Source organism: Thermocrispum sp. (assembly GCF_002919275.1).
Classification (GTDB): Bacteria; Actinomycetota; Actinomycetes; order Mycobacteriales; family Pseudonocardiaceae; genus Thermocrispum; species Thermocrispum agreste.
Map to the genome: position 1 here is coordinate 1 of NZ_PKFA01000041.1, position 21,291 is coordinate 21,291.

The 21,291-nt window shown below is 71.1% G+C and carries 25 protein-coding genes and 1 pseudogene; 10 read left to right on the forward strand and 16 right to left on the reverse strand.

The annotated features are described in order from the left end of the window. Nucleotides 1–1,457: pseudogene (locus CXP56_RS09020) on the reverse strand (glycohydrolase toxin TNT-related protein); the annotation flags it as partial. A gap of 44 nt (nucleotides 1,458–1,501) precedes the next feature. Between CXP56_RS09020 and CXP56_RS09025 the strand changes: the two are divergent. From CXP56_RS09025 to CXP56_RS09035, 3 genes are all read left to right on the forward strand, one after another. Continuing rightward, nucleotides 1,502–2,443, forward strand: coding sequence for a DMT family transporter (locus tag CXP56_RS09025; RefSeq protein ID WP_342665130.1), 942 nt, complete (start codon nucleotides 1,502–1,504; stop codon nucleotides 2,441–2,443). 156 nt (nucleotides 2,444–2,599) lie between these two features. After that, nucleotides 2,600–3,451 carry a bifunctional methylenetetrahydrofolate dehydrogenase/methenyltetrahydrofolate cyclohydrolase gene (locus CXP56_RS09030; protein ID WP_028848806.1) on the forward strand — a complete coding sequence of 284 codons (852 nt, stop codon included), beginning with the start codon at nucleotides 2,600–2,602 and terminating at the stop codon, nucleotides 3,449–3,451. Next, nucleotides 3,448–3,720, forward strand: a complete 273-nt coding sequence (locus tag CXP56_RS09035; RefSeq protein WP_028848807.1) for a DUF3017 domain-containing protein — start codon at nucleotides 3,448–3,450, stop codon at nucleotides 3,718–3,720. The genes CXP56_RS09030 and CXP56_RS09035 overlap by 4 nt, the downstream gene beginning before the upstream one ends. On the opposite strand, the gene CXP56_RS09040 is transcribed toward CXP56_RS09035, so the two are convergent. Beyond that, on the reverse strand, nucleotides 3,717–3,902 hold the full coding sequence (locus CXP56_RS09040; RefSeq protein WP_028848808.1) for a DUF1918 domain-containing protein: 186 nt from the start codon (nucleotides 3,900–3,902) through the stop codon (nucleotides 3,717–3,719). The genes CXP56_RS09035 and CXP56_RS09040 overlap by 4 nt on opposite strands. Before the next feature lie 268 nt (nucleotides 3,903–4,170). Here CXP56_RS09040 and CXP56_RS09045 point away from each other — a divergent pair, with 268 nt between their 5' ends. Next, the gene (locus CXP56_RS09045; RefSeq protein ID WP_028848809.1) at nucleotides 4,171–4,428 is read left to right on the forward strand and encodes a metallothionein; all 258 of its coding nucleotides are present in this window, start codon (nucleotides 4,171–4,173) and stop codon (nucleotides 4,426–4,428) included. 3 nt (nucleotides 4,429–4,431) lie between these two features. On the opposite strand, the gene CXP56_RS09050 is transcribed toward CXP56_RS09045, so the two are convergent. Continuing rightward, nucleotides 4,432–5,118 (reverse strand): SDR family oxidoreductase, encoded by a 687-nt coding sequence (locus tag CXP56_RS09050; RefSeq protein WP_286900711.1) that lies wholly within the window; start codon nucleotides 5,116–5,118, stop codon nucleotides 4,432–4,434. A gap of 10 nt (nucleotides 5,119–5,128) precedes the next feature. After that, nucleotides 5,129–5,704, reverse strand: a complete 576-nt coding sequence (locus CXP56_RS09055; RefSeq protein WP_028848811.1) for an HhH-GPD-type base excision DNA repair protein — start codon at nucleotides 5,702–5,704, stop codon at nucleotides 5,129–5,131. Nucleotides 5,705–6,426: 722 nt separating this feature from the next. On the opposite strand from CXP56_RS09055, the gene CXP56_RS09060 reads away from it, so the two are divergent. The 3 genes from CXP56_RS09060 to CXP56_RS09070 all read left to right on the forward strand — a co-directional run bounded on the left by CXP56_RS09060 (nucleotide 6,427) and on the right by CXP56_RS09070 (nucleotide 9,073). Further along, on the forward strand, nucleotides 6,427–7,650 hold the full coding sequence (locus CXP56_RS09060) for an NADP-dependent isocitrate dehydrogenase (protein WP_028848812.1): 1,224 nt from the start codon (nucleotides 6,427–6,429) through the stop codon (nucleotides 7,648–7,650). Nucleotides 7,651–7,829: 179 nt separating this feature from the next. Beyond that, entirely contained in the window at nucleotides 7,830–8,165 is a 336-nt protein-coding gene (locus CXP56_RS09065; protein ID WP_028848813.1) for an SH3 domain-containing protein, read from the forward strand. Between the two features lie 101 nt (nucleotides 8,166–8,266). Continuing rightward, the gene (locus CXP56_RS09070) at nucleotides 8,267–9,073 is read left to right on the forward strand and encodes an exodeoxyribonuclease III (protein WP_286900712.1); all 807 of its coding nucleotides are present in this window, start codon (nucleotides 8,267–8,269) and stop codon (nucleotides 9,071–9,073) included. 111 nt (nucleotides 9,074–9,184) lie between these two features. Here CXP56_RS09070 and CXP56_RS09075 read toward each other — a convergent pair whose 3' ends face one another. After that, nucleotides 9,185–9,511, reverse strand: a complete 327-nt coding sequence (locus CXP56_RS09075; protein WP_038045854.1) for a thiamine-binding protein — start codon at nucleotides 9,509–9,511, stop codon at nucleotides 9,185–9,187. Nucleotides 9,512–9,972: 461 nt separating this feature from the next. On the opposite strand from CXP56_RS09075, the gene CXP56_RS09080 reads away from it, so the two are divergent. Next, entirely contained in the window at nucleotides 9,973–10,254 is a 282-nt protein-coding gene (locus CXP56_RS09080) for an Lrp/AsnC family transcriptional regulator (protein ID WP_028848815.1), read from the forward strand. 93 nt (nucleotides 10,255–10,347) lie between these two features. Here CXP56_RS09080 and CXP56_RS09085 read toward each other — a convergent pair whose 3' ends face one another. Together CXP56_RS09085 and CXP56_RS09090 are read right to left on the reverse strand one after the other, a co-directional pair. After that, on the reverse strand, nucleotides 10,348–11,361 hold the full coding sequence (locus CXP56_RS09085; protein WP_028848816.1) for a cytochrome d ubiquinol oxidase subunit II: 1,014 nt from the start codon (nucleotides 11,359–11,361) through the stop codon (nucleotides 10,348–10,350). After that, the gene (locus tag CXP56_RS09090) at nucleotides 11,358–12,680 is read right to left on the reverse strand and encodes a cytochrome ubiquinol oxidase subunit I (RefSeq protein ID WP_051310412.1); all 1,323 of its coding nucleotides are present in this window, start codon (nucleotides 12,678–12,680) and stop codon (nucleotides 11,358–11,360) included. Before CXP56_RS09090 ends, CXP56_RS09085 begins: the two co-directional genes overlap by 4 nt. Before the next feature lie 55 nt (nucleotides 12,681–12,735). On the opposite strand from CXP56_RS09090, the gene CXP56_RS09095 reads away from it, so the two are divergent. Continuing rightward, a complete protein-coding gene (locus tag CXP56_RS09095) occupies nucleotides 12,736–13,077 on the forward strand; it encodes a BlaI/MecI/CopY family transcriptional regulator (RefSeq protein WP_286900714.1) in 342 nt (113 codons plus the stop codon). Further along, nucleotides 13,074–13,958, forward strand: coding sequence for a M56 family metallopeptidase (locus CXP56_RS09100; RefSeq protein WP_028848818.1), 885 nt, complete (start codon nucleotides 13,074–13,076; stop codon nucleotides 13,956–13,958). The genes CXP56_RS09095 and CXP56_RS09100 overlap by 4 nt, the downstream gene beginning before the upstream one ends. A gap of 95 nt (nucleotides 13,959–14,053) precedes the next feature. Here the strand turns inward: CXP56_RS09100 and CXP56_RS09105 are convergent, their stop codons facing one another. The 9 genes from CXP56_RS09105 to CXP56_RS09145 form a co-directional block, all read right to left on the reverse strand. After that, complete coding sequence (locus tag CXP56_RS09105) at nucleotides 14,054–15,445, reverse strand: cryptochrome/photolyase family protein (RefSeq protein ID WP_286900715.1); 1,392 nt, start codon at nucleotides 15,443–15,445, stop codon at nucleotides 14,054–14,056. Continuing rightward, entirely contained in the window at nucleotides 15,432–16,052 is a 621-nt protein-coding gene (wrbA, locus tag CXP56_RS09110) for an NAD(P)H:quinone oxidoreductase (RefSeq protein WP_286900716.1), read from the reverse strand. The genes CXP56_RS09105 and wrbA overlap by 14 nt, the downstream gene beginning before the upstream one ends. Before the next feature lie 46 nt (nucleotides 16,053–16,098). Continuing rightward, nucleotides 16,099–16,722 carry a P-loop nucleotide/nucleoside kinase family protein gene (locus CXP56_RS09115; RefSeq protein WP_028848820.1) on the reverse strand — a complete coding sequence of 208 codons (624 nt, stop codon included), beginning with the start codon at nucleotides 16,720–16,722 and terminating at the stop codon, nucleotides 16,099–16,101. 3 nt (nucleotides 16,723–16,725) lie between these two features. Next, nucleotides 16,726–17,070 (reverse strand): TFIIB-type zinc ribbon-containing protein, encoded by a 345-nt coding sequence (locus CXP56_RS09120; protein ID WP_028848821.1) that lies wholly within the window; start codon nucleotides 17,068–17,070, stop codon nucleotides 16,726–16,728. Between the two features lie 25 nt (nucleotides 17,071–17,095). Then, complete coding sequence (locus CXP56_RS09125; RefSeq protein ID WP_028848822.1) at nucleotides 17,096–17,749, reverse strand: response regulator; 654 nt, start codon at nucleotides 17,747–17,749, stop codon at nucleotides 17,096–17,098. After that, the gene (locus tag CXP56_RS09130) at nucleotides 17,746–18,861 is read right to left on the reverse strand and encodes a sensor histidine kinase (RefSeq protein WP_286900720.1); all 1,116 of its coding nucleotides are present in this window, start codon (nucleotides 18,859–18,861) and stop codon (nucleotides 17,746–17,748) included. Before CXP56_RS09130 ends, CXP56_RS09125 begins: the two co-directional genes overlap by 4 nt. A gap of 10 nt (nucleotides 18,862–18,871) precedes the next feature. After that, nucleotides 18,872–19,696 carry a DUF2705 family protein gene (locus CXP56_RS09135; RefSeq protein ID WP_286900722.1) on the reverse strand — a complete coding sequence of 275 codons (825 nt, stop codon included), beginning with the start codon at nucleotides 19,694–19,696 and terminating at the stop codon, nucleotides 18,872–18,874. After that, nucleotides 19,693–20,586: an ABC transporter ATP-binding protein gene (locus CXP56_RS09140; protein WP_286900723.1), complete on the reverse strand. Its 894-nt coding sequence runs from the start codon at nucleotides 20,584–20,586 to the stop codon at nucleotides 19,693–19,695. The genes CXP56_RS09135 and CXP56_RS09140 overlap by 4 nt, the downstream gene beginning before the upstream one ends. 131 nt (nucleotides 20,587–20,717) lie before the next feature. Continuing rightward, a complete protein-coding gene (locus CXP56_RS09145) occupies nucleotides 20,718–21,143 on the reverse strand; it encodes a hypothetical protein (protein ID WP_286900725.1) in 426 nt (141 codons plus the stop codon). Nucleotides 21,144–21,291: the final 148 nt, after the last annotated feature.

Sequence of the window (21,291 nt, forward strand, 5' to 3'; positions counted from 1 at the left end):
GTGCGGCCGGGCTCGCCCTCGCGGCTCGCGCTCGGCTGCCCGCCCACGGCACCGCTTGGCACCGCCGGGTCTTCGTCCACCGGCTGGAAGCTGCTGAACTCGTCGGTGGTTTCCTGCCCGTCCGGCTCGTCGGCGTCCGGCCGATGCCGTTCCGCACCCGCCGACCAGGCGTCCGGACGGCCACCGGGACCGCTCGATTGGCCGGGACGGCCGGGACCTGCGGTACCCGGCTCGCCGGGAGCGCCGAGGCCGCCGACTCCGTTCAGGCCCGCACCGACGCCTGCCTGGTCACGCGCTTGCGGAGCCGCACCCGGCGCTGCGGGCTGACCAGCACCACCCGGGATGGGCGGCATCGGGCCGCCCCGGCCTGCCGAGGCGCCGGGCTGGCCGAAGCCTCCCGGCCGTCCGAACCGCCCCTGGCCGCCCGCGTCACCGAACCGGGGACCGGGAGAAGCCCCTGGTACGTCGGCGGTGCCGGACGCGCCGGGAGCGCCGGCAGGAGGCGGTCCGGCGAGCCTGCCGGGCCCCTCCCCCGGGCGGGGCATCGGCGGGCCACCCAGCGCCGCGGGCTGCTCGGGAGCCGCGTTGCCGCGCGCGAGGTAGTCGGCGGCCGCCGCGCGCTGCTCCTCGCTGACCTCGGGAACGCGATAGCCGTTGTCCCGGATGTGCGCCAGCAGCGCAGGCTCCGGAGTCACCCCGTACTTGCGCAGGTAGTACGGCACCGCAGCGGGCCAGATCCACTCGCCGTCGCTGTGGAAGCCGACCGGGACGGCAGGTTCCGGGTTCTCCGCCAGCTGGTCGACGTCGAAGCCGCGGCCGGGACGAACCACCGGCGCGTCCTCCAGGTAGGCCAGCACGTCGGCTTGCTCCTCCGGATCCAGCTCGTCCCGGTCGATCACCGGGCGGCCGGAGGAGTCCGTCCCGTCGAACACGCGCGCGATGTGCAACCGCGGGCCGGGCCGCTCGGGCCCCAACCCGGCCAGCCGCCGCATCAGCCACTCCGGCACGTTTTCCTCCGAGCGAGGGAACATGCGGAGCTCGTCGGCGTAGGCCTGGGGTGGCGGCAGCAGCTTCCACTCCGGCTCTTCCCTGTCGTACTCCAGGTTGTAGCTGGCCGGAGCCTCCAGCGTGTAGTGCGCGTTGAACCACGTGCCCCGCTGTTCGCGATACATGCCGCTGCGCAGCCTGGCGAACAGCGTCGCGATGTCGTGCGTGGCCACCCATTCCGTCACGGAGCCGTCGGCGAGGGTAATCTCGCCATCGAGCTCGTGGTACCGGCCGACGGTCCGGTAGTGAACGACGATTCGCTTCCAGTCCCGCGGTGCGGCCCGCAACAAAGCAAGACCGATCTGTTTGACCAGGGTGTCCTGCTCGGGTGCGCTCAGCTGCGTCGGGTATGCCACCCAGACATCTTGACTCGATTTCGGCGATTTCGCACTGGCAGTACGGGAAGACATGAAGGGCGGACGAGCTGAGTAACGGGCGTCGGAAGGCACTGGGAATCGCACTCGCTTTCCTGGGCGGACTGGCGGTTGCCGGTCAGTCCAGCATCAACGGCCGGTTGGCCGATCGGGTGGGGGACGCGTTCTTCGCCGCGGTGGTCTCCTTCGGCGGGGGCCTTGTGGTGTTGCTCGCATTGCTGTGTGTCATGCCCCGGATGCGGTCCGGTGTCCCGCGGATCAGGACCGCGCTGCGCGACGGGACCCTGCACTGGTGGCATCTGCTCGGCGGGCTCGGCGGCGCCACGCTGGTCGCGGGGCAGGCGGTCACCGTCGCCGTGCTCGGCGTGGCGATGTTCACCGTCGGCGTGGTGACCGGGCAGACGGTGAGCGGCCTGCTGGTCGACCGGGCGGGGCTCGGGCCCGCGGGCCCGCAGGCGATCACCCCGCAGCGGCTGGCGGGCGCGGTCGTGATGCTGATCGCGGTGGTGATCACCACCGGCGGTGGGCTGACCGCCGTGGACGGCCGGGTCTGGCTGCTGGTGCTGCCGCTGCTCGGCGGCGCCGCGGTGGCCGTCCAGCAGGCGATCAACGGCCGGGTGGGCGTGGCCGCGGCGAATCCGATGACCGCGACGTTGGTCAACTTCGTGGTGGGCACCGCCGCGTTGCTGCTCGGCTGGGCCGTGTCGTTGATGGTGCAGGGCGGGCCGGGTCCGCTGCCGTCCAACCCGGTGCTCTACACCGGCGGGCTCATCGGGGTGGCGTTCATCGCGCTGATGGCGCTCGTGGTGCGCTGGACCGGTGTGCTGGTGCTGGGGCTGGCCACCATCGCCGGCCAGCTCTCCGGCTCGCTGGTGCTGGACCTGGTGCTGCCCACCAGGGACGCGCCGGTCACGCTCACCACCGTGCTCGGCGTCGGGCTGGCGATGGTGGCCATCGCGGTCACGGTCTTCCGCCGCAGGCCGCGCGTGCTCCCGCGGCCGGAGCGAACGCCGGTGGCCTGACCGACGGCGGCATCGGCGGTGCCGGTGCGGCAGGCAGGCGGGGCCGGTGCGGACGAGGTGCCGAGCCGGGCCGGGGAAGCAGGAGCGGCTGCCCGCCGACCGGGACTGACCGTTAGAGTTCCGGCCGTACCGGATCGACACGAGGATGCGGGTGGTATGTCAGCACAGGTACTGGACGGCAAGGCGACCAAGGACGCGATCTTCGCCGAGCTTGCGCCGCGGGTGGCCGCATTGGCCGAGCGCGGCGTCGTGCCCGGGCTGGGCACCGTGTTGGTCGGGGACGACCCCGCATCGCACTCCTACGTGAAGATGAAGCACGCCGACAGTGCGAAGCTGGGCATCACGTCGATCCGTCGTGACCTGCCCGCGGACACCACGCAGGACGAGCTGAACGCGGTGATCGACGAGCTCAACGCCGATCCTGCCTGTCACGGCTACATCGTGCAGCTGCCGCTGCCCGGGCACCTGGACACCTCCCAGGTGCTGGAGCGCATCGACCCGGCCAAGGACGCCGACGGGCTGGCGCCGCTGAGCCTGGGCCGCCTGGTGCTCAACGAGCCGGGCCCGCTGCCGTGCACGCCGCGCGGCATCATCGAGCTGCTCCGCCGTTACCAGGTGCCGATCGCCGGAGCGCGGGTGGCGGTGGTCGGCCGCGGCATCACGGTCGGCCGCACGCTCGGCCTGCTGCTGACGCGTAAGTCGGAGAACGCCACGGTCATCGCCTGCCACACCGGCACCAGGGACCTGGCGGCCGAGACGCGCTCGGCGGACATCGTGGTGGCCGCCGCCGGGGTACCGCACCTGATCACCCCGGAGATGGTCAAGCCGGGTGCGGCCGTGCTGGACGTCGGGGTGAGCCGGGTGGACGGCAAGCTCGTCGGCGACGTGCATCCCGACGTCGCCGAGGTGGCGGGTTACCTGGCGCCCAACCCCGGTGGTGTCGGGCCGATGACCAGGGCGATGCTGGTGACCAACGTGGTCGAGGCCGCCGAGGCAGCAGCGCCGTGAACGCAGCAGTGCGCGCCCACCTTCCGTTCGCCGTGGTCCTGGCCATCGTCGCGGCCGGGTTCGTGCGGATCGCGCAGTACCACTGGCGGGAAGGGTCGGTGCTGGTCGCCGTCGCGCTGCTGGTCGCGGCGCTGCTGCGGGCGGTGCTGACCCCCGAGCAGGCCGGGCTGATCGTCATCCGCAGCCGCGGCGTCGACGTCCTCGCCTACACGGCGCTCGGGGCGATGATCCTGTTCGTCGCGCTGACCATCACCAAGGGGCCGATCTAGTTCTTGTGCACCACGACGGCATCCGGCCCCGGGAACATCAACGTCTCCCTGCCGTCGTCGAAACGCACCAGGTAAGGCGGCTTGCCGTTCTCGCCACGGACCTCGATGATCTCAGCCTCCTGCTCGGCAACACCGACCTTCGGGCCGTGGACCAGGATCTTGTCACCGGTTGAGGCTCGCATCGTCAGATCACCTCCACCTTCAGACTAGGAAATTCCGGGCGCCACGGTCGACAATCCGATCCGGTGCCCGGCCGCCATGCCCCGTTGCGGTGGTTGCCGTTGCGAGCGGCGTCCACGGTCAGCGACCGGCTGTGGCGGGGAAGGCGTTCGCGTCATGGCAGTGCGTGCCATCGGCCGGGCCATGTGTCGGCCGCCGGGATGCGGTTCCGCCCGGGTCGTTTGCCGGTGGGCGGCCTCGGGAACCCGCCCGCATCGGGAGGTGAGGCCCATGGCCACCTGCGACGTGTGCGGCAACGACTACTGGATGACGTTCGAAGTCACGACCACCAGCGGCGACGTGTACACCTTCGACTCGATCGAATGCGCGGCACAGAAGATCGCGCCGGTGTGCGAGCACTGCGGCTGCCGCATCCTCGGCCACGGTGTCGAGGTGAGCGGCCGGTTCTACTGCTGTGCGCACTGCGCCCGGCACGCCGGCGGCGAGGGCGAGAAAATCCGGGACACGGTCGGCGCCCACCCCGGCTGACGGTCAGCGCGGCCGGATGATCACCTCGGTCACGTGGGCCTCCGGCGTCGCGCTCACCGCCGCCTGCACCGCGGCTGCGACCGATTCCGGCCGCAGGAACTCCTCGGGCCGGTACGGCCTGCCCTCGCCCGCCACGATGGCCTGCTGCATGGGGGTGTCGGTGCGGCCGGGGTAGATCGACGTGACGCGCAGCCCGGGCTCCTCGGCGCGCAGCGCGTCGGCGAACGCGCGCAGGGCGAACTTGCTCGCCGCGTAGGGCCCCCAGCCGGGGCGGGCGTTCCGCCCGGAGCCGGAATTGATCAACACGACGTGGCCGCCCGCCGCCCGCAGCGCAGGCAGCAGCAAACGGGTGAGCTCGGCGACCGCGACCACGTTGATCTCCAAGTTGTGCCGCCACACCTCCGCGGCGGCTTCCTCGACCCTGCCCAGCGCCGCGACGCCTGCGGAGTGCACGAGGACGTCGAGCGAGTCGATGCCTGCCGCGGCTTCCGCCACCGCTTCCTGGTCGGTGAGGTCGACCGGCCACGCCGTGGCATCGGGCAGCTCGCCGGCCAGTGCGGTCAGCGCTTGTCGGTTCCGGCCGCCCAGCAGCAGGCTGTGCGTGCCCGCCAGGGCACGGGCGACCGCGGTGCCGATGCCCTTGCTGGCGCCGGTGATCAGGGCGCGGGGTCGCGGGTGGGCTGAGCTCATGCCGGACTCGTCATCCCTTCGCCTGCTTGGCGGCTGCCTTCTCCGCCTTCTTGAACGCGCGGACCTCCTGCAGGCTTTCCGGGCCGGTCACGTCCGCCACCGACCGGCGGGCGGACTCCTCGGCGTAGACGCCGGCCACCTGCTCCCAGCCGTCCGGCCGGACACCGCGCTGCTTGGCCAGCAGGGCGAGGAAGATCTTGCACTTCATCTCGCCCCACCCGGGCAGCGCCTTGAGGCGGCGGAACACCTCCGCGGCGTCCGGGTCGTCCCTGGTCCAGATGGCCGCCGTGTCGCCGTCGTACTGCTCGACGATCACCTTCGCCAGCTGTTGGATGCGGCGGGCCATCGAGCGCCCGTACCGGTGGATCGCCGGGGGAGTGGCGCACAGCTGCTCGAACTCCGCCTCGTCGGCTTCCGCGATGGCGCGGATGTCGAAGCCGCCCATCCGGTCGGCGATCTTCTTCGGCCCCGCGAACGCGTGCTCCATCGGGTACTGCTGGTCCAGGGTCATGCCGACGAGCAGGGCGAACGGGTCGCGGTCCAGCAGCCGGTTCGCCTCGTCGTCGGTCGTCAGCCACAGCGCCATGCGCCCATCTTGGCACGCGCCGGCCAGCCCGGCTCCGGCGCGAGGGGCCGGGGCCCAGCACCCTGGCGCCTACTTCGACACCGCCGCATCCCGGCTCCGGCGCGAGGGGCCGGGGCCGGGGATGGCCGTCCGGCACATCGCGGGAGTCTTGCCATGACCCCGGTGCGGAGCAGAGGGATGGGTCGGTCCGCGTCGTCGCGGAGGTCGGCATTCCGGGCCGCTTGCGTACCGCTTCCAGGCTGGTCAGTCCGCGCTGTCCCGGAGCTCAGGCACGGGACTTCAGCTGAGCCACGTCGAAACAAAGGTCAGTCCGCGCTGTCGCCGTGGTCAGGCCGTGCACCGGCGTCCTCGGTGTATGCCTCATGCACCCATGTCGGCGCCAGCGGCGATCTGGCCGTCTTCGTCGGCGAGGCCGGGCCGCGGACGGCAGCGGAGCGGTGGGGTCCCTGCTGTCGCGCACGTCAGGCAAAGCGGCCGGGGCCGGGGAGCGGTGGCCCAGCTGTCGCGGAAGTCGGCGTGATGCCCCCTGGGTCGCGGGCGGCAGGGGCCCGGACTTCCGCATCGGCAACGTCATGCTGTCGACCACCCTCGGCCGCGGGCGGCAGGGGCCCGGGTCACGGGCCCGCGAGGGTACGCTGCGACCGGTCGCCCGTATACCAGTACGCTTGTACCGTTAGCGACGACAACCCGCAGAACCTCCGTTGAGAGGAGCGTCCCCGCTCATGTCGAAGATCAAGGTCCAGGGAACCGTCGTCGAGCTCGACGGCGACGAGATGACCCGCATCATCTGGAAGTTCATCAAGGACAAGTTGATCCACCCGTATCTGGACGTCAACTTGGCCTACTACGACCTGTCGATCCAGGAGCGGGACCGCACCGAAGACCAGGTCACCATCGACGCCGCGCACGCCATCAAGGAGCACGGCGTCGGTGTCAAGTGCGCCACCATCACCCCGGACGAGGCCAGGGTGGAGGAGTTCGGGCTGAAGAAGATGTGGCGCAGCCCGAACGGCACCATCCGGAACATCCTCGGCGGCGTGGTGTTCCGCGAGCCGATCATCATCTCCAACATTCCGCGCCTGGTGCCCGGGTGGAAGAAGCCGATCATCATCGGCAGGCACGCGCACGGTGACCAGTACAAGGCGACCGACTTCAAGGTGCCCGGCCCGGGCACGGTGACCATCACCTACACCCCGGAGGACGGCTCCGAGCCGATGGAGCTGGAGGTCGCCACGTTCCCGGAGGGCGGCGGCGTCGCGCTCGGCATGTACAACTACCGCAAGTCCATCGAGGACTTCGCCCGCGCGTCCTTCAACTACGGCCTGGACCGCGGCTACCCGGTCTACATGTCGACCAAGAACACGATCCTGAAGGCCTACGACGGCATGTTCAAGGACGTGTTCCAAGAGATCTACGAGAAGGAGTTCAAGGACAAGTTCGAGGCCGCGGGCCTGACCTACGAGCACCGGCTGATCGACGACATGGTCGCCGCCGCGCTGAAGTGGGAGGGCGGCTACGTCTGGGCCTGCAAGAACTACGACGGCGACGTGCAGTCCGACACGGTCGCGCAGGGCTTCGGCTCGCTCGGCCTGATGACCTCGGTGCTGCGCACCCCGGACGGCCGCACCGTGGAGGCGGAGGCCGCGCACGGCACGGTCACCCGGCACTACCGGCAGCACCAGGCGGGCAAGCCGACCTCGACCAACCCGATCGCCTCGATCTTCGCTTGGACCAGGGGCCTGGAGCACCGCGGCAAGCTGGACAACACCCCGGAGGTCATCGGCTTCGCCAACACGCTGGAGCAGGTGGTCATCGAGACCGTGGAGAGCGGCAAGATGACCAAGGACCTGGCGCTGCTGGTGGGCAACGACACCCCGTGGCTGACCACGGAGGAGTTCCTGGCCGCGCTGGACGAGAACCTGCAGCGGAAGATGGCCGCTGCCTGATCGGCCTGATCGGCCGCGCCGCCCGGATGGCAGTCACCCCCGATCGGCTGAAATCGCCCGTCGCAGGGCCGCGATCGGACGGCCATCCGGGTGGCGCGTGTCCCGGACGTGACTGACCGGGGTTACGTTGCTATATCTAGGCGCAGCGTTTCGCGGCAGAGCACGGCGAGGAGCACCGGGTGATTTTGGGACTACCGAAGCGGGCACTGATCATCGCCGCAGTGCTCGTCGGCGTCTCGGTGATCTACATCATGGGCGGTGAGCCGCGCGCGGGCGGCTCGGCAGGCGGCGGGAGCACCCATACCAACGGTCCCGGCTGTCAGTTCACGGTCTCCGCGGACGTGCTCAACGTCCGGGCCGAGCCGTCGATCCGGTCGAAGGTGATCCGGCAGCTCACCCAGGACGAGACCGTCGACGCCAGGCCGACGGTGCGCAACGGCTTCCGGAAGCTGGCCGACGACGGCTGGGTGTACGAGGAATACATCACCCCGGTCGAGGACGCCACCTGCCGCTGACCGGCTTGCCGCGCCGCTCGGCCGAGCACCGGGTTTGGTCGTGCCCACACCCGGCGCGACGTGCCCGCGAGGGTGTCCGGCGCGCGCGGTAGCCTGCCGCCGTGCTCAGGCTGTCCACGATCAACGTCAACGGGTTACGCGCCGCTGCGCGCAAGGGATATGTCGAATGGCTCGCCGCCACGGACGCCGACGTGGTCGCTTTGCAAGAAGTGCGCGCCGAGCCGGAGCAGCTTCCCGACCACGTACTGCGGCCGGAGGGCTGGCACGCCCAGTTCGCCCCGTCGGCGATCAAGGGGCGGGCCGGTGTCGCCCTGCTGTCCCGCCGCGAGCCGCAGGCCGTCCGGGTCGGCTTCGGGGATCCGGAGTTCGACACCGCGGGCCGGTACGTGGAGTGCGAGTTCGAGCGGGTCGTCGTCGGCAGCGTCTATCTGCCCAGCGGTGAGGCGGGCACGCCGAAACAGGCGGAGAAGGAACGGTTCATGGGGGCGTTCCTGCTGTACCTGGCGCAGCTGCGGCGGCGGGTGGCCGCCGCGGGCAAGCAGGCCGTGGTGATGGGCGACTTCAACATCGCGCACACCGAGAACGACCTGAAGAACTGGCGCGGCAACCGGAAGAACTCCGGCTTCCTCCCGGAGGAACGGGAGTGGCTGACCAGGCTGTACGAGGGCGCGGGGTACGTGGACGTGCACCGCAAGCTCGTGCCGGACGGGCCGGGGCCGTACACGTGGTGGTCCATGCAGGGCAGGGCGTTCGACAACGACGCGGGGTGGCGTATCGACCTGCAGGTGGCCACCGCGGAGCTGGCCGAGTCCGCGGTCAGCGCGCGGGTCGAGCGTGCCCCGGCGTGGGACAAGCGGTGGTCGGACCACGCGCCGCTGACCATCACCTACGACTGGCCGGGGCTGTAGCGCCACCGGGCCGGTCGAGCGCGGCGACGGCTGTGGCCCGGCCGAGCGGGTGACGGTCGTGGTCGAGCCGGTCCGCTGCTCGTCCCGGCAGGCGCCTGCCGAGCCGGCCGGTCAGTCCTGCTGGTCCGCGCGGGACGAACCCTCGGCCAGGTACTTCTCCACCCGCTCCACCTTGGCCTTGAGCTGGTTGTCGTAGCCGGGGCGGATGTCGGCCTTGAGCACGAGTCCGACGCGCGGCGAGCGGGCGGCGACCACGTCGACGGCGCGTTTGATCACCGCCATCACCTCGTCCCACTCGCCTTCGATGTTGGTGAACATGGCGTTGGTCTCGCAGGGGAGACCGGACTCGCGAACCACGCGCACTGCCTCGGCGACCACCTCGCCGACGCCGCCGGTTTCGTCGTTTGCTGCCGGGCTGATGCTGAATGCAACGATCACGCCCACAGTCTGGCCCAGAGCGGGCCGGTCGTGCAGGGGCTTCGGTGACCGGCCGGCGCTGGCGGGCTGTGGTGCTGTGGTGCTGGGGCGCTGGCGGGCTGGGGTGCTGGGGCGCCCGCGCGCTTCCCTGCTGCCGTGCTCCCGTGCGCACGTCCTCCCGTACGCCCGCACGCACGTGTGCTCGCACGCGCGCGAGTGGCCGCGAGTGGCCTGGCCTCAGACGACCGGCCTGCCGGTGCGCAGGCGCCGACGCGCGCACGCGCGCGAGTGGCCTGGCCCCATCGGTAACATGCGCGGGCCCGCGGCCACGTGCGCACGCGCGAGGCGGTGCACTCCGCCACCGAGCCGGGTCGCGACCCCGCAGCCACGTGCACACGCGCGCGAGCGGCCTGGGCGCCACCGCGGTGACCGGAATGCGAGACTGAAGCCCGAGCCGACCGACACGCTGCGAGGAGCCTGACGTGATCACTGCGATCGTGCTGATCAATGCCGACACCCATCGCATTCCCGAGGTCGCCGAGACGCTGGCCGGGCTGGACGGTGTGAGCGAGGTCTTCTCGGTGACCGGGCAGTTCGACATCCTGGCCATCGTGCGGGTGCGCAGGCACGAGGAGCTGGCCCAGGTCATCCCCGGCCGGATCAACAAGGTCGACGGCGTGCGGTCGACCGAGACGCACATCGCCTTCCAGACCTACTCCAAGCACGACCTGGAGGCCGCGTTCGCGCTCGGCGCCGAGCACTGACCGGCAACCGGGCGGCCAGCTCGGCGTCACACAGCCTGCCGCGCACCGTCGACGCCCGCCCACTCGTTCACGCGGACTACCGTGTCCGCGGCCTCATCGGCCCGCCACGGTGTTCCGATCCGTGGCCCTCGCTTCGGCCGTCGTTCGCGGCGCGCGCAGCACGCGGATCATGTACCAATAGCTGGGCAGCACGATCATCAGCCCGCAGATCAGGATGCCCAGGATCAGGCTCGCGGTGCCCTCACTGGCCACGCGCAGCGGAACCTCGCCCGGCAGCACCCACGGTTGCATGGCCAGGGCCCACCCACCGAGCAGGGCGGCGGGCGCACCGGCGGCCGCCACCCGCGCCAGCTGGTAGTGCCCGCGCCTGACCAGTTCCAGGGCGAGCGCCCCGCACACCACGCTGATCGCCATGGCGGGCAGCGACAGCTGCCGGGCGAACCACGCAGGCAGCAGCGGCAACGCCGCCAGAGCCAGGCCACCGGCGATCACCCCGGTGACCAAGGCCCGTACCCGCAGGCGGTTCACCAGTTCCTCGTCGCCTTCCCGGTCGGCGTCGGCGGTCAGGTAGACCGCGGCCAGGAAACCGCACGCCGCCACCGCCAGCAGCCCGCTCACCAGCGGCAGCGGCGCCAGGAACGGTGCGAGGAAGCCCGCCGACCCGTCGGCGCGCACCCTGCCGGTGGTGATCCCACCGGCCGCAGCGCCGAAGGCGAACGGCGTGACCAGCGAGGACACCGCGAAGATCCGGGCCCACAGCCCGGTGCCACGGACCGGCCTGCCCCCGTACGGCGCGCCGTACTGGCGGAACGCGAACGCGGCACCGCGCAGCACGATGCCCAGCAGCGCGATCGACAACGGGCCGGTCAGTGACCGCGACAGCGCGGCGAACGCCTCGGGGAAGCCGGAGAACAACGCGATGGCCACGAAGATCAGCCACACGTGGTTCGCCTCCCACACCGGCGCCATGGACCGCACCACGAGCTCGCGTTGCCGCCGCTGCCGGGACAGGTCCCACAACCCGGCGCCGAAGTCCGCGCCGCCGAGCACCGCGTAGGCGGTCAGCCCGACGAGGACCAGCAATCCCAGGCCTTCGGTCACCGTCATGCCGCACTCCGTTCCATCTCGACGGGCGCCGGATCGGTCGGCCGCGGCCCCTGGGCGATGCGCCGCAGGATCGCGACCAGCGCGACCGACAGCGCCAGGTAGACCGCGATCGTCACGTACAGGTAGATGGCTAGCCCGGTCTGGCTGGTCAGCGCGTCAGCGGTGCGCATCACCTGGAAGACGATCCACGGCTGCCGCCCGACCTCGGTGACGATCCAGCCCGCGATCAGCGCCACGAACGGCGCAGGCCCGGCGGCCGCGAGCGCGAGCAGGAATCGCCGGTCGTCGGTGGGATGACCGCCGCGCCGCCGGTCGCGGCGATACCGCCACGCCGCGTAGGCCGCGAGCGCGATCAACGCGACACCGATGCCGACCATGACCTGGAAGGCCAGGTGGGTGATGCCCGCGGGGGGCCGATCGGCCGCCGGAATGGCGTCCAGCCCGGTGATCCGCGCGTCCGGGTCGAACCGCAGCATCAGCGACAGCAGCTTGGGAATCTCGAACGGCCCGAACGAGAAGGCCGCACCGTCCTGGGTGACCTCGACACCCTCCATCGCCGCGAACTTGGCCGGCTGCTCGTCGGCCACCACCCTGGTCGCCCAGTCACCGACCAGCGCCTGCGGCACCGCAAGGCTCAGCCCGAGCGTCGCGCCCGCCGCCAGCCCTCGGCGGTGGTAGCCGTCCCGCTTCGCCGGGTCCCGCAGCATGGCGGTGGCGTACACCGCGGCGACCGCCAGCCCGGTGCACATGAATGCCGCCAGCAGCATGTGCGTCAGCTGGGTTCCGGTCGTCGGGGTCAGAAACGGCCCGAGCGGTTCGGTGGAGATCAGCTCGCCGTCCGGGCCGCGGACCAGGCCGACCGGGCCGTTCATCCACGCATTGGCGGTGGTGACGAACAGCGCCGACGCCACTCCGGACAGCCCGATCGGGATCCCGCACAGCAGGTGCTTGCGCGGGCTGAGCCGGTCCCACCCGTACAGGTAGAGCGCCAGGAAGATCGCTTCCAGGAAGAACGCGAACGACTCCAGCGTGAACGACACCCCGAACGCCGAGCCGAAGCGTTCCATGAAGTGCGGCCACAGCAGGCCGAACTCGACCGACAGCACGGTCCCGGACACCGCGCCGACGGCGAACAGCACCGCCACCGCCTTGGACCAGCGGCGGGCGAGTGCGGTCCAGCGGACGTCCCCGGTGCGCAGTCCCCGCCACTCGGCCCAGAGCATCAGCCACGGCATGCCCACGCCGAGCACGGCGAACACGATGTGGAAGCCCAGGGACAACGCCATCTGCTCCCGGGCCGCGGTCAGGTCGTCGAGCATGACACCACCATACTTCTACATCACGTAGAATTTCTACGTGCTGTAGAATACAGGCATGCCACCCTTGCCCGATCTGGAACGTGCCGTGATGGACGTGCTGTGGTCCGCCGATCACCCGCTGACCGCGCGGGACGTGCAGCAGGCGCTGTCCGATCGCGCGCTGGCCACCACCACCGTGCTCACCGTGCTCGGCAGGCTGGAGCGCAAAGGACTGGTGAGCCGCGCCAAAGCGGGCAGGGCGTACCAGTACCGGCCGCGGTCGAGCAGGGAGGAACACATCGCCGAGTTGATGCGGGACGTGCTGGACGCGGCACCGGATCGCGCCGCTGCGCTGGCCAGCTTCCTCGGCACCGTTCCGCCTGACGACCGCAAGACGCTGCGCGACCTGTTGCGATGACGTGGGCCTGGCCGGTGCTGCTGGTGCTCGGGGTGGCACTGGCCGATCCGGTGAGCCGCTGGCTCGCCGCAGCGTGCTGGACGCACCGGGACCCGGTCGGAGCGCTGTTGCTGTGGCAGGCGGTCGGGCTCGCCGGTGGCCTGGCGCTGCTGGGCGCGGGAGTCACGGCCGCGCTGGCGCCGCTGGGCGACGGCCTGTGGGACGCCGCCGGAGCGGTACTGGACGGACGGCTGGCGGAGCTGGACGCCTGGCGGTGGGTCGTACTGGCGATCACCGTCGTAATCGCCGCTCGATTGCTGGGCGTGCTCGCGGTCGTCGGAGTGCGGACCTTGCGTGCGCGCCGGAGGCATCGCGGCCTGCTCGACGTGCTGGCGACGCCGTGGCCTGCGGTCCCCGGCGCGCTGGTGCTGGATCACCCGGTTCCGGTGGCCTACTGCCTGCCGGGGCCGAAGTCCCGGGTCGTGGTCAGCCGGGGCGCTTTGACCACGCTCGAGCGCACGGAGTTGTCCGCGGTGCTCGCGCACGAGCAGGCTCACCTGCGTGAGCGGCACGATCTGGTGGTGCTGCCGTTCGTCGCGTGGGGTGCGACCGTTCGCGGCGTGCCCGGGTTGACTGCCGCGCAGCGCGCAGTGGCGGCATTGATCGAGATGCGGGCGGATGACGTGGCCGCCAGGGAAGTGGGCGACGAGGCGCTCGGAAGAGCCTTGCAGGCTGTGAGCGGCGGAGCCCACGGCGCCACGCACACCGTGTTCACCGCGGCCACCGAGCAGCGGCTGGCCCGGGTGCACGACCGCCCACCGCCGCTACCGCTGGCAGCGCGCGTCGCGGTCAGGCTTGCGGCGCTGCTGCTCCTCGCGGTGCCGACCGCGCTGCTGCTGTAGGCGAGCAGCGGACGGTGATCGTGGAGCCGATTCAGCCTACGCATCCCCCTCGCGCCGTTGCCTCGAGCCGTCCCCGGCGCGCCCACCACGAACGATCAGCCGCGTGCCGCTTTGACCAGGTCGTAGGCGGCCAGCGCTTCCTGACGTTCTTCAGCGTGGTCCACCATCGGCGCGGGATAGTCCCCGGCTTCGCCCCGAGACAGCTTCCACGGCTGGTGAACGGCCTTGCCAGGCACATGGGCCAGCTCGGGTACCCAGGTCCGTACGTAGTCGCCGTCGGGGTCGAAACGTTCCCCCTGCGTGGTCGGGTTGAAGATCCGGAAGTAGGGCGCCGCGTCGGTGCCGCAGCCGGCGACCCACTGCCAGTTGTGCTGGTTGGACGCCAGGTCGCCGTCGACGAGCAGGCGCATGAAGTGCCTGGCTCCCCACCGCCACGGCAGGTGCAGATCCTTGACCAGGAACGATGCGGTGACCATCCGGATCCGGTTGGGCAGCCATCCTTCGGCTTTCAGCTGGCGCATGCCCGCGTCCACGATCGGGAAGCCGGTCCGCCCGTCGCACCAGGCCGCGAAGGCACGCTCGGCAGCTACGCCTGACGCCGTCGGGAGGACGTCGAAGGCCTTGTCGTAATTCCTCCGCGCCGTCTCCGGGCGGTGGAAGAGCACGTCCGCGTAGAACTCGCGCCAAGCGAGCTCGCTGCGGTAGGCGGCCACGCCTGCTCGGCGTCCGTCGGACAGGTCGGCGAGCATCGTGCGCGGGTGGATACACCCGAACTTCAGGTACGGCGACATCTGGGAGCTGCCCACAGGCTGCGGACGGTTGCGCTCCGATCCGTAGTCCGCCAGCTGATCATCGACGAAGGACCGCCACGCCCGCAGCGCTGCTCGCTCACCGGGCTCGGGGAGCCGGGCCGGTGAGTCCGCCGATGGCACGTCGGCACGCTCGACGCCGACGTCGGCCGGATCGATCCACCGCAGGGTGCCGGCACCCGTTTGCGCAGGGTGCGGCCACCCGTGGTCGAGCCAGGCACGACGAAACGGGGTGAACACCTTGAATCGCTCGCCGTTGCCGGTGTGCACGCGGCCAGGAGCCACGGCATACGGAGATCCCGTGGAGACGAGCTCGACACCTCGGGCGTTCAAGGCTTCGCTCACCTGCTGGTCGCGCCGTGTGCCGTACGGGCCGTAGTCCGCGGCGACATGAACGGAACCGGCATTCACAGCGGATGCCACCTGGCGGACGACCTGCGCGGGTTCACCACGCACGATCAGCAGCCGGCCGCGCAGCGATTCGCCGAGTTCGCGCAAGCAGCCGTACAGGAACGCCGTCCGGGCCGTTCCTGACGGCCCCAGCAACACCGGATCGAGCACGAAGACCGCAAGGGCTCGCGATGCGCGTTCCGCTGCCGCGATCAACATCGGCTGGTCGGCCAGCCGTAGATCGCGACGGAACCAGACGACGGCCGTCCGGTGGTCAGCCGGCGGCACGTTTCAGCGCCGAGGCGGCGTCGACGACCCGGCGAGCCGTGAGCGCCGCGCTGGCGAGCGCCTTCTCGTCCGGAGGGATCTCACCGTTCTGGCTGGTGTGCGAGCCACCGTAGGGGTTGCCCTGCACGAACTGGTCGTCCTCGGTATAGCCGGGGGTGACCACGATGCCGCCCCAGTGGTAGATGACGTTGAACAGCGTCAACAGCGTGCTCTCGTGGCCGCCGTGCTCGGTGCCCGTGGTGACGAAACCGCCGAAGACCTTGTCGGTCAGCTTGCCCGACTGCCACAGCCCACCCGTGGTGTCGATGAACTGCTTGAGCTGCGCGGCCACGTTGCCGAAGCGGGTCGGCGTGCCGAACAGGACGCCGTCGGCCCACTCCAGATCGTCCAGCGTCGCTTCCGGGACGTCGGAAACCTGCTCGAGGTGTTCGGCCCAGTCCTCGTTGGCCTCGATCGCTTCCTGCGGCGCAAGTTCCGGCACCCGCCGCAACCGCGTCTGGGCCCCGGCCTTTTCCGCACCGTCGGCAGCGGCCTTGGCCATCTCGTGCGTCGTCCCGGTGGCGCTGTAGTAGATGACCGCCACGCAGACGTCGTTGGTTGCGTTCACACCCGCGGCTACCCGGCCGGGCGGCCGCACGAAACAGCAGGTCGGGTCACAGCCGTGCCAGCACCCACTCCCTGGCGATCCGCAGCGTCTCGGCGACCGGCCGGTGAGTGGTGTCCACCAGCTCCACCGGCGGCTCGAGCGACGCCGCGGATTCGCTCAGCCACCGGGCGAACCGCAGCATCTCGGCGATGCGTTCCTCGTCGTCCCATGCGCGCCACTTGGGGCGAGCCCGCAGCCGCGCGGCGAGGACGTCCGGTTCTGCTGTCAGGGCCAGATAGTGCACCGCGGAGAACAGCGCCCGTTCCGGGCGCGGCTCGAGCTCGGGCGGAACCACGGTGCCGCACAGCACCACCGGGCGGCCCGACTGGTGGATCATCGCCGCCAACCGCAGCCATGCCGACCGGAAGCGCGGGTGCCCGTCCTCGTGGTCGCGCAGGCCGGCGGTCCACAGCACGTCCTGTTCCAGCACCACGACCTTGTCGCCGAGCGCGCGTGCCAGCAGCGGCCCGATGGTCGACTTGCCGCCCGCGCTCGGCCCGGTCAGCGCGAACAACGGGAGACGCAGAAACGGGCGCTGGTGACCGCAATACCCGCAGAGCAGCAGCGTGCCGCGTACGTCGGGCCGCTCGGTGCGCTCGCCGCACCGCGAGCAGATCAGCGGGTCGAGCACGTGTCAGTCGAACAGTTCCTCGAGGAAACTGCGGGCGCGGCGGCGCTTGTGGTGCCGGTAGCCGTACGGGCGCGGCGAATCCGGGTAGTAGCCGCCGTGGTAGGGCCGGGGGCTGTCCGGGTAGTAGGGCGAGTGCTGCTGGTGACGGGGCGGCGGGGGCGGGGCCGTGCCCGGACCGTCCGGTGTGTACGGCGGCGGAGCCGCCGAGTAGTACGCGGCCTCGGCCGCGGCGATCTGCTCGAGCTCCCCTCTGTCCAGGAAGACGCCCTTGCAGCCTTCGCATTGCTCGATGTGCACACCGTTCTTGTCGACGGTCCGCATCAGGTTCTGGCACTTGGGACAGATCACGATCACCAGCGTACTGACTGCCTGATCAGCCGGTCAGCCCCGATTGGTAGGCCACCACGACCAGCTGGGCCCGGTCTCGTGCGCCGAGCTTGGTCATGGCTCTGCCCACGTGGGTGCGGACCGTCGCCGGGCTGATGACCAGCCGGTCGGCGATCTCGTCGTTGCTCAGTCCCTCGCCGACCAGGCCGACGATCTCCTTTTCCCGCTCGGTCAAGGTGTCCAGCAGCGGATGCGGGTTGCGTGGCCGCCGCTGCTGCTCGACGAACGTGCTGATCAAGGTGCGGGTGACGCTCGGAGACAACAGCGCCCCGCCGTCCGCCACGGTGTGGACGGCCCGCAGCAGGTCGGCGGGCGGGGTGTCCTTGAGCAGGAATCCGCTGGCGCCGTGGCGGAGCGCCTCGAAGACGTACTCGTCGATCTCGAAGGTGGTCAGCACGATGATCCGGGTGCCTGCCAGCTCGGGGTCCGCGGTGATGCGGCGAGTGGCTTCCAGGCCGTCGATGCCGGGCATGCGGATGTCCATCAGCACGACGTCCGGCCGCAGCCGGCGCACCGCGGCGACGGCGGCCGTGCCGTCGGCTGCTTCCCCGGCGAACTCCAGCCCGTCCTCGCTCTCGATCAGCGCGCGCAGCCCCAGCCTGACCAGCTCCTGATCGTCGGCGACCAGCACGGACGTCATGCCTTCCCTCCCGTCGGCAGGCTGGCCCGGACCGTGAAGCGGCCGTCCGGGGTGCGTCCGGCGAAGAACTCGCCACCCACCGAGCCGACCCGTTCGGCCATGCCCCGGATGCCGAATCCCGTTCCGTCGCCGGTGTGGTCCCCTGCGTCCGGATTGGACACCTCGATGACCACTGCGTCGGGGTCGTACCGCAAGCGCACAGTGGCGATCTTCTGCTCGCTGTGCCGCAGGACGTTGGTCAGCGACTCCTGCACCAGCCGATAGCCTGCGACGTCGACCGCGTCCGGCAGCTCACGCCGCGTGCCGGTGGTTTCCACTTCGACCCGCAGGCCGGCCTCGGTCATCCGGCGGCGCAGGTCGTCCAGCCGGTCCAGGCCCGGCGTGGGCGCGCGGTCGGTGTCCTTCCGGCGCACCACGGCCAGCGTGCTGCGCACCTCGCTCAGCGCCTCGGTGGCCGTCCTGCTGATCGCCTGCAGTGATCGCTGTGCCTGGTCCGGGTCCCGGTCGAGCAGGTGGAGGGCCACGTCGGCCTGCATCTTGATCGCGGCCAGCCCGTGCCCGACCACGTCGTGTACTTCCTGGGCGATCCGGAGCCGTTCCCCGGCGACCCGCTCGCGCACCGCCTCCGCCTGCTCGCGATCACGCGCTTCCCGCTGCAGCCGCACCGCGACACCGACGGCGAACGGCACGACGGCCCAGGCCGTCGCCGGGACCACCCCGAGCAGGCCGGGGATCGCCCCCGGGTGGGTGAACAGGTGGACGAGCAGGAACGGGACGGTCGCCCCGGTGGCCAGCGCCGCCTGCCGGAACGGACGATGCGCGGCGACGGTGAACACCGCGACGACGAACGGCAGGAAGATCGGCCCGTACGGGTAGCCGAGCGTGAGAAACGCGGAGAGCACGGCGGTGACGACGGCGAGCACCGGCAGCGGCCAGCGCCGCCGAACCACCACGGCGGCGGCGCTGACCAGCACGAAACCGATGGCGACGGCGTCCACCGGGCGGTCGAGCGGACTGAACCGGTCGGTGCCGATCGTCCCGACGGTGCCGATCGTGGCCAGCGCCGCGGCCAGCAGTACATCGGCCGGCCTCACCCGGACGTGCTTCGCCATCGGTTCCGCCTCACGTGATGTCCCGGCGGTGCAGCAGCCACCCACCGAGAGCACAGAATGCCACCAAATAGGCCGTCACGACGACCGTGGCGTGGCCCGCGCCGACGATGGCGTCGACGCCCGGCGCCTGCGGGGACGCCCCGACCGCCGCGGCCAGTGCGCCGGCGTTCGGCCCGGGCAGGTAGGTCTGCAGGTCGGCGATGAACGGCACCAACGGCGCCCCGATGGCCGCCAGCAGGTTCTGCACCGCCAGCATCCACACCAGGCCCAGCCCGATGGGCAGGGCGACCGAGCGCAGCACGATCGCCAGCGCGACGCCCAAGGTGGCCCACATCGTCGCCATCAGCCACGCCGCGCCCGCGCCGGTGGCGATGTCACTCGCGCTCGGCCACACGACGGGCTGGTCTTCCAGGCTCGCGATCAGCAGGCTGCACAGCGCGGTGACGGTGAACAGCACCAGGACTCCGGTGAGCGTGCCCGCGGCGACCGTGGCCAGCTTCGCCGCGTACAGCCGCAGGCGTGAGGGATGCTGGACCAGCACCGCCTTCCAGGTGTCGAAGCCGTACTCGCTCCCGGCCACCAGCACGCCGTAGATCAGCGCCAAAGCGCCGACGAACACCGGCAGGCCGCCGACGGCCGCGCCGACGAACCGCCCGGGCAGCATCGTGTCCATGGCGAGTTCGGCGCCCGGTCCGGCGGTGTCGTCGGACAAGCCGACGTAGGGCACCAGGTAGGCGAACGTCATCGTCAACAGTGCACCGATGCCCAGCAACAGCCAGCCCGCCGGCCGGTGGGCTTGCTTGACCAGTTCGGCTCGGATCGCGGTCGCGATCATGACTCCACCCCCGTCAGTCGCAGGAACATGTCCTCCAACGCCGGCTCTTGCCAGCGCAGCTCGCTGACCAGCACGCCGGCGCCGACCAGCTCGGCATTGATCCGAGCGGCCTCCGTCGCGGGCACGTCGAGATCGAAGACCCCCGCGGTGCCGTCGACGTGCACGTGATCGGCTCCCACCAGCGCGGTCAGTACGGTGTGTGCGGTCTCCGCCGGGGTGGCTCGCACGCGCAGCGTGCCGCCGTCCGACGTCAGTTCCGCGACCGTGGTCTCGGTGAGCAGCTTCCCCCGATTGATCACGCCCACCCGATCGCAGATCTGTTCCACTTCGGCCAGCAGATGGCTGGACAGCAGTACGGTGCGGCCTTCGGTGACCAGCCCGCGGATGGTGCGCCGCATGTCGGCCATTCCGGCCGGGTCGAGCCCGTTGGTCGGCTCGTCCAGGATCAGCAGGTCCGGGTCCTTCAGCAGCACGGCCGCCAGGCCCAGCCGCTGCTTCATGCCCAGCGAGTAGGTCCGGTACTTGTCGCCGGCCCGGTCGGTCAGCTCGACCAGGTCCAGGACCTCGTCGACCCGGCGCCGGCCGACGCCTGCGTGGTCGGCGAGGACCCGCAGGTAGGTGCGGCCGGACAGGTACGGGTAGAAGGCCGGGCCCTCGATGAGCGCGCCGACCCTGGCCAGGCCGCGCGGCGGCTCGCCGAACAGCCGGACGCTGCCCGAGGTGGGGCGGATCAGGCCGAGCAGCATGCGCAACGTGGTGGTCTTGCCTGCGCCGTTCGGTCCGAGGAAGCCGTAGACCTCCCCCTCGCGGACCGTGATGCTCAGCTCGTCGACCGCCAGGGTCGGGCCGTAGCGCTTGCTCAGCGCGATGGTTTCCACAGCCACGGACATGGTTCACACTCCTGCGGGAACTCGGGATCGCCGCGAGCGCGGCTCGACGGCCCGACGACCGAAGCGAGTGCGGCCCCACGGCTTGAACACGGACAACAAGAAGGCGACCAGCAGCAGCGTCGGAGCCACGATCACCGGCCCGAGCAAGTCGGCGGGCACGGCCGCGGCTCTCCGGCCAGCATGCGGTCGCCCAGCGTCGCGGCCTCGCCGATGCCGGGCCGCAGCGCGACGTAGATCAGCGTGGACATGCCCACGTTGACGATCAGCTTGACGGTCACCCAGGTGAAGCGGATCAGGCCGTACTTGCTGCTCAGGCCGAGGACCACGCCCGTGGTCAGGCACAGCAGGCTGGCAGCGAACATCGGCCAGACCGCGAACATGTCGACCGCCTGCAGCGCGACACCCGCCGTGCGCAGGTCGCTGGTGACCATGGCGGTGACGAGCGAGATGCCCAGCGCCAGGTCGATGCCGAACCATGCCGCCGCGCTGACGATGTGCAGCAGCAGGACGGTCTTGCGGGTACGGCCGCTCAGCCGGATGGTCCTGGCGGATGGCATGGTGCCCACATCCTTTCGCAACCCTGATCGCGTCCACACCGATCGTGCTGCTCCGTGGGTCGCCACGCGTCCGCTCAGGAACGGATATCCGCGTACGTCAGATTGCGTAGGCCGCTCTGTCGTCGCGGGGTCACGCGCCCGTGTCAAC

Bases quoted from the DNA above. Each gene is read 5' to 3' on its own strand.
- CXP56_RS09040 (WP_028848808.1), bottom strand. From the start codon at position 3,902: ATGCGAGCCTCAACCGGTGACAAGATCCTGGTCCACGGCCCGAAGGTC.
- CXP56_RS09045 (WP_028848809.1), top strand. From the start codon at position 4,171: ATGGCCACCTGCGACGTGTGCGGCAACGACTACTGGATGACGTTCGAA.
- CXP56_RS09140 (WP_286900723.1), bottom strand. From the start codon at position 20,586: ATGTCCGTGGCTGTGGAAACCATCGCGCTGAGCAAGCGCTACGGCCCG.
- CXP56_RS09095 (WP_286900714.1), top strand. From the start codon at position 12,736: ATGCCACCCTTGCCCGATCTGGAACGTGCCGTGATGGACGTGCTGTGG.
- CXP56_RS09135 (WP_286900722.1), bottom strand. From the start codon at position 19,696: ATGATCGCGACCGCGATCCGAGCCGAACTGGTCAAGCAAGCCCACCGG.
- CXP56_RS09145 (WP_286900725.1), bottom strand. From the start codon at position 21,143: ATGCCATCCGCCAGGACCATCCGGCTGAGCGGCCGTACCCGCAAGACC.
- CXP56_RS09060 (WP_028848812.1), top strand. From the start codon at position 6,427: ATGTCGAAGATCAAGGTCCAGGGAACCGTCGTCGAGCTCGACGGCGAC.
- CXP56_RS09055 (WP_028848811.1), bottom strand. From the start codon at position 5,704: ATGGCGCTGTGGCTGACGACCGACGACGAGGCGAACCGGCTGCTGGAC.
- CXP56_RS09130 (WP_286900720.1), bottom strand. From the start codon at position 18,861: ATGGCGAAGCACGTCCGGGTGAGGCCGGCCGATGTACTGCTGGCCGCG.
- CXP56_RS09050 (WP_286900711.1), bottom strand. From the start codon at position 5,118: ATGAGCTCAGCCCACCCGCGACCCCGCGCCCTGATCACCGGCGCCAGC.
- CXP56_RS09125 (WP_028848822.1), bottom strand. From the start codon at position 17,749: ATGACGTCCGTGCTGGTCGCCGACGATCAGGAGCTGGTCAGGCTGGGG.
- CXP56_RS09090 (WP_051310412.1), bottom strand. From the start codon at position 12,680: ATGCTCGACGACCTGACCGCGGCCCGGGAGCAGATGGCGTTGTCCCTG.
- CXP56_RS09085 (WP_028848816.1), bottom strand. From the start codon at position 11,361: ATGACGGTGACCGAAGGCCTGGGATTGCTGGTCCTCGTCGGGCTGACC.
- CXP56_RS09030 (WP_028848806.1), top strand. From the start codon at position 2,600: ATGTCAGCACAGGTACTGGACGGCAAGGCGACCAAGGACGCGATCTTC.
- CXP56_RS09100 (WP_028848818.1), top strand. From the start codon at position 13,074: ATGACGTGGGCCTGGCCGGTGCTGCTGGTGCTCGGGGTGGCACTGGCC.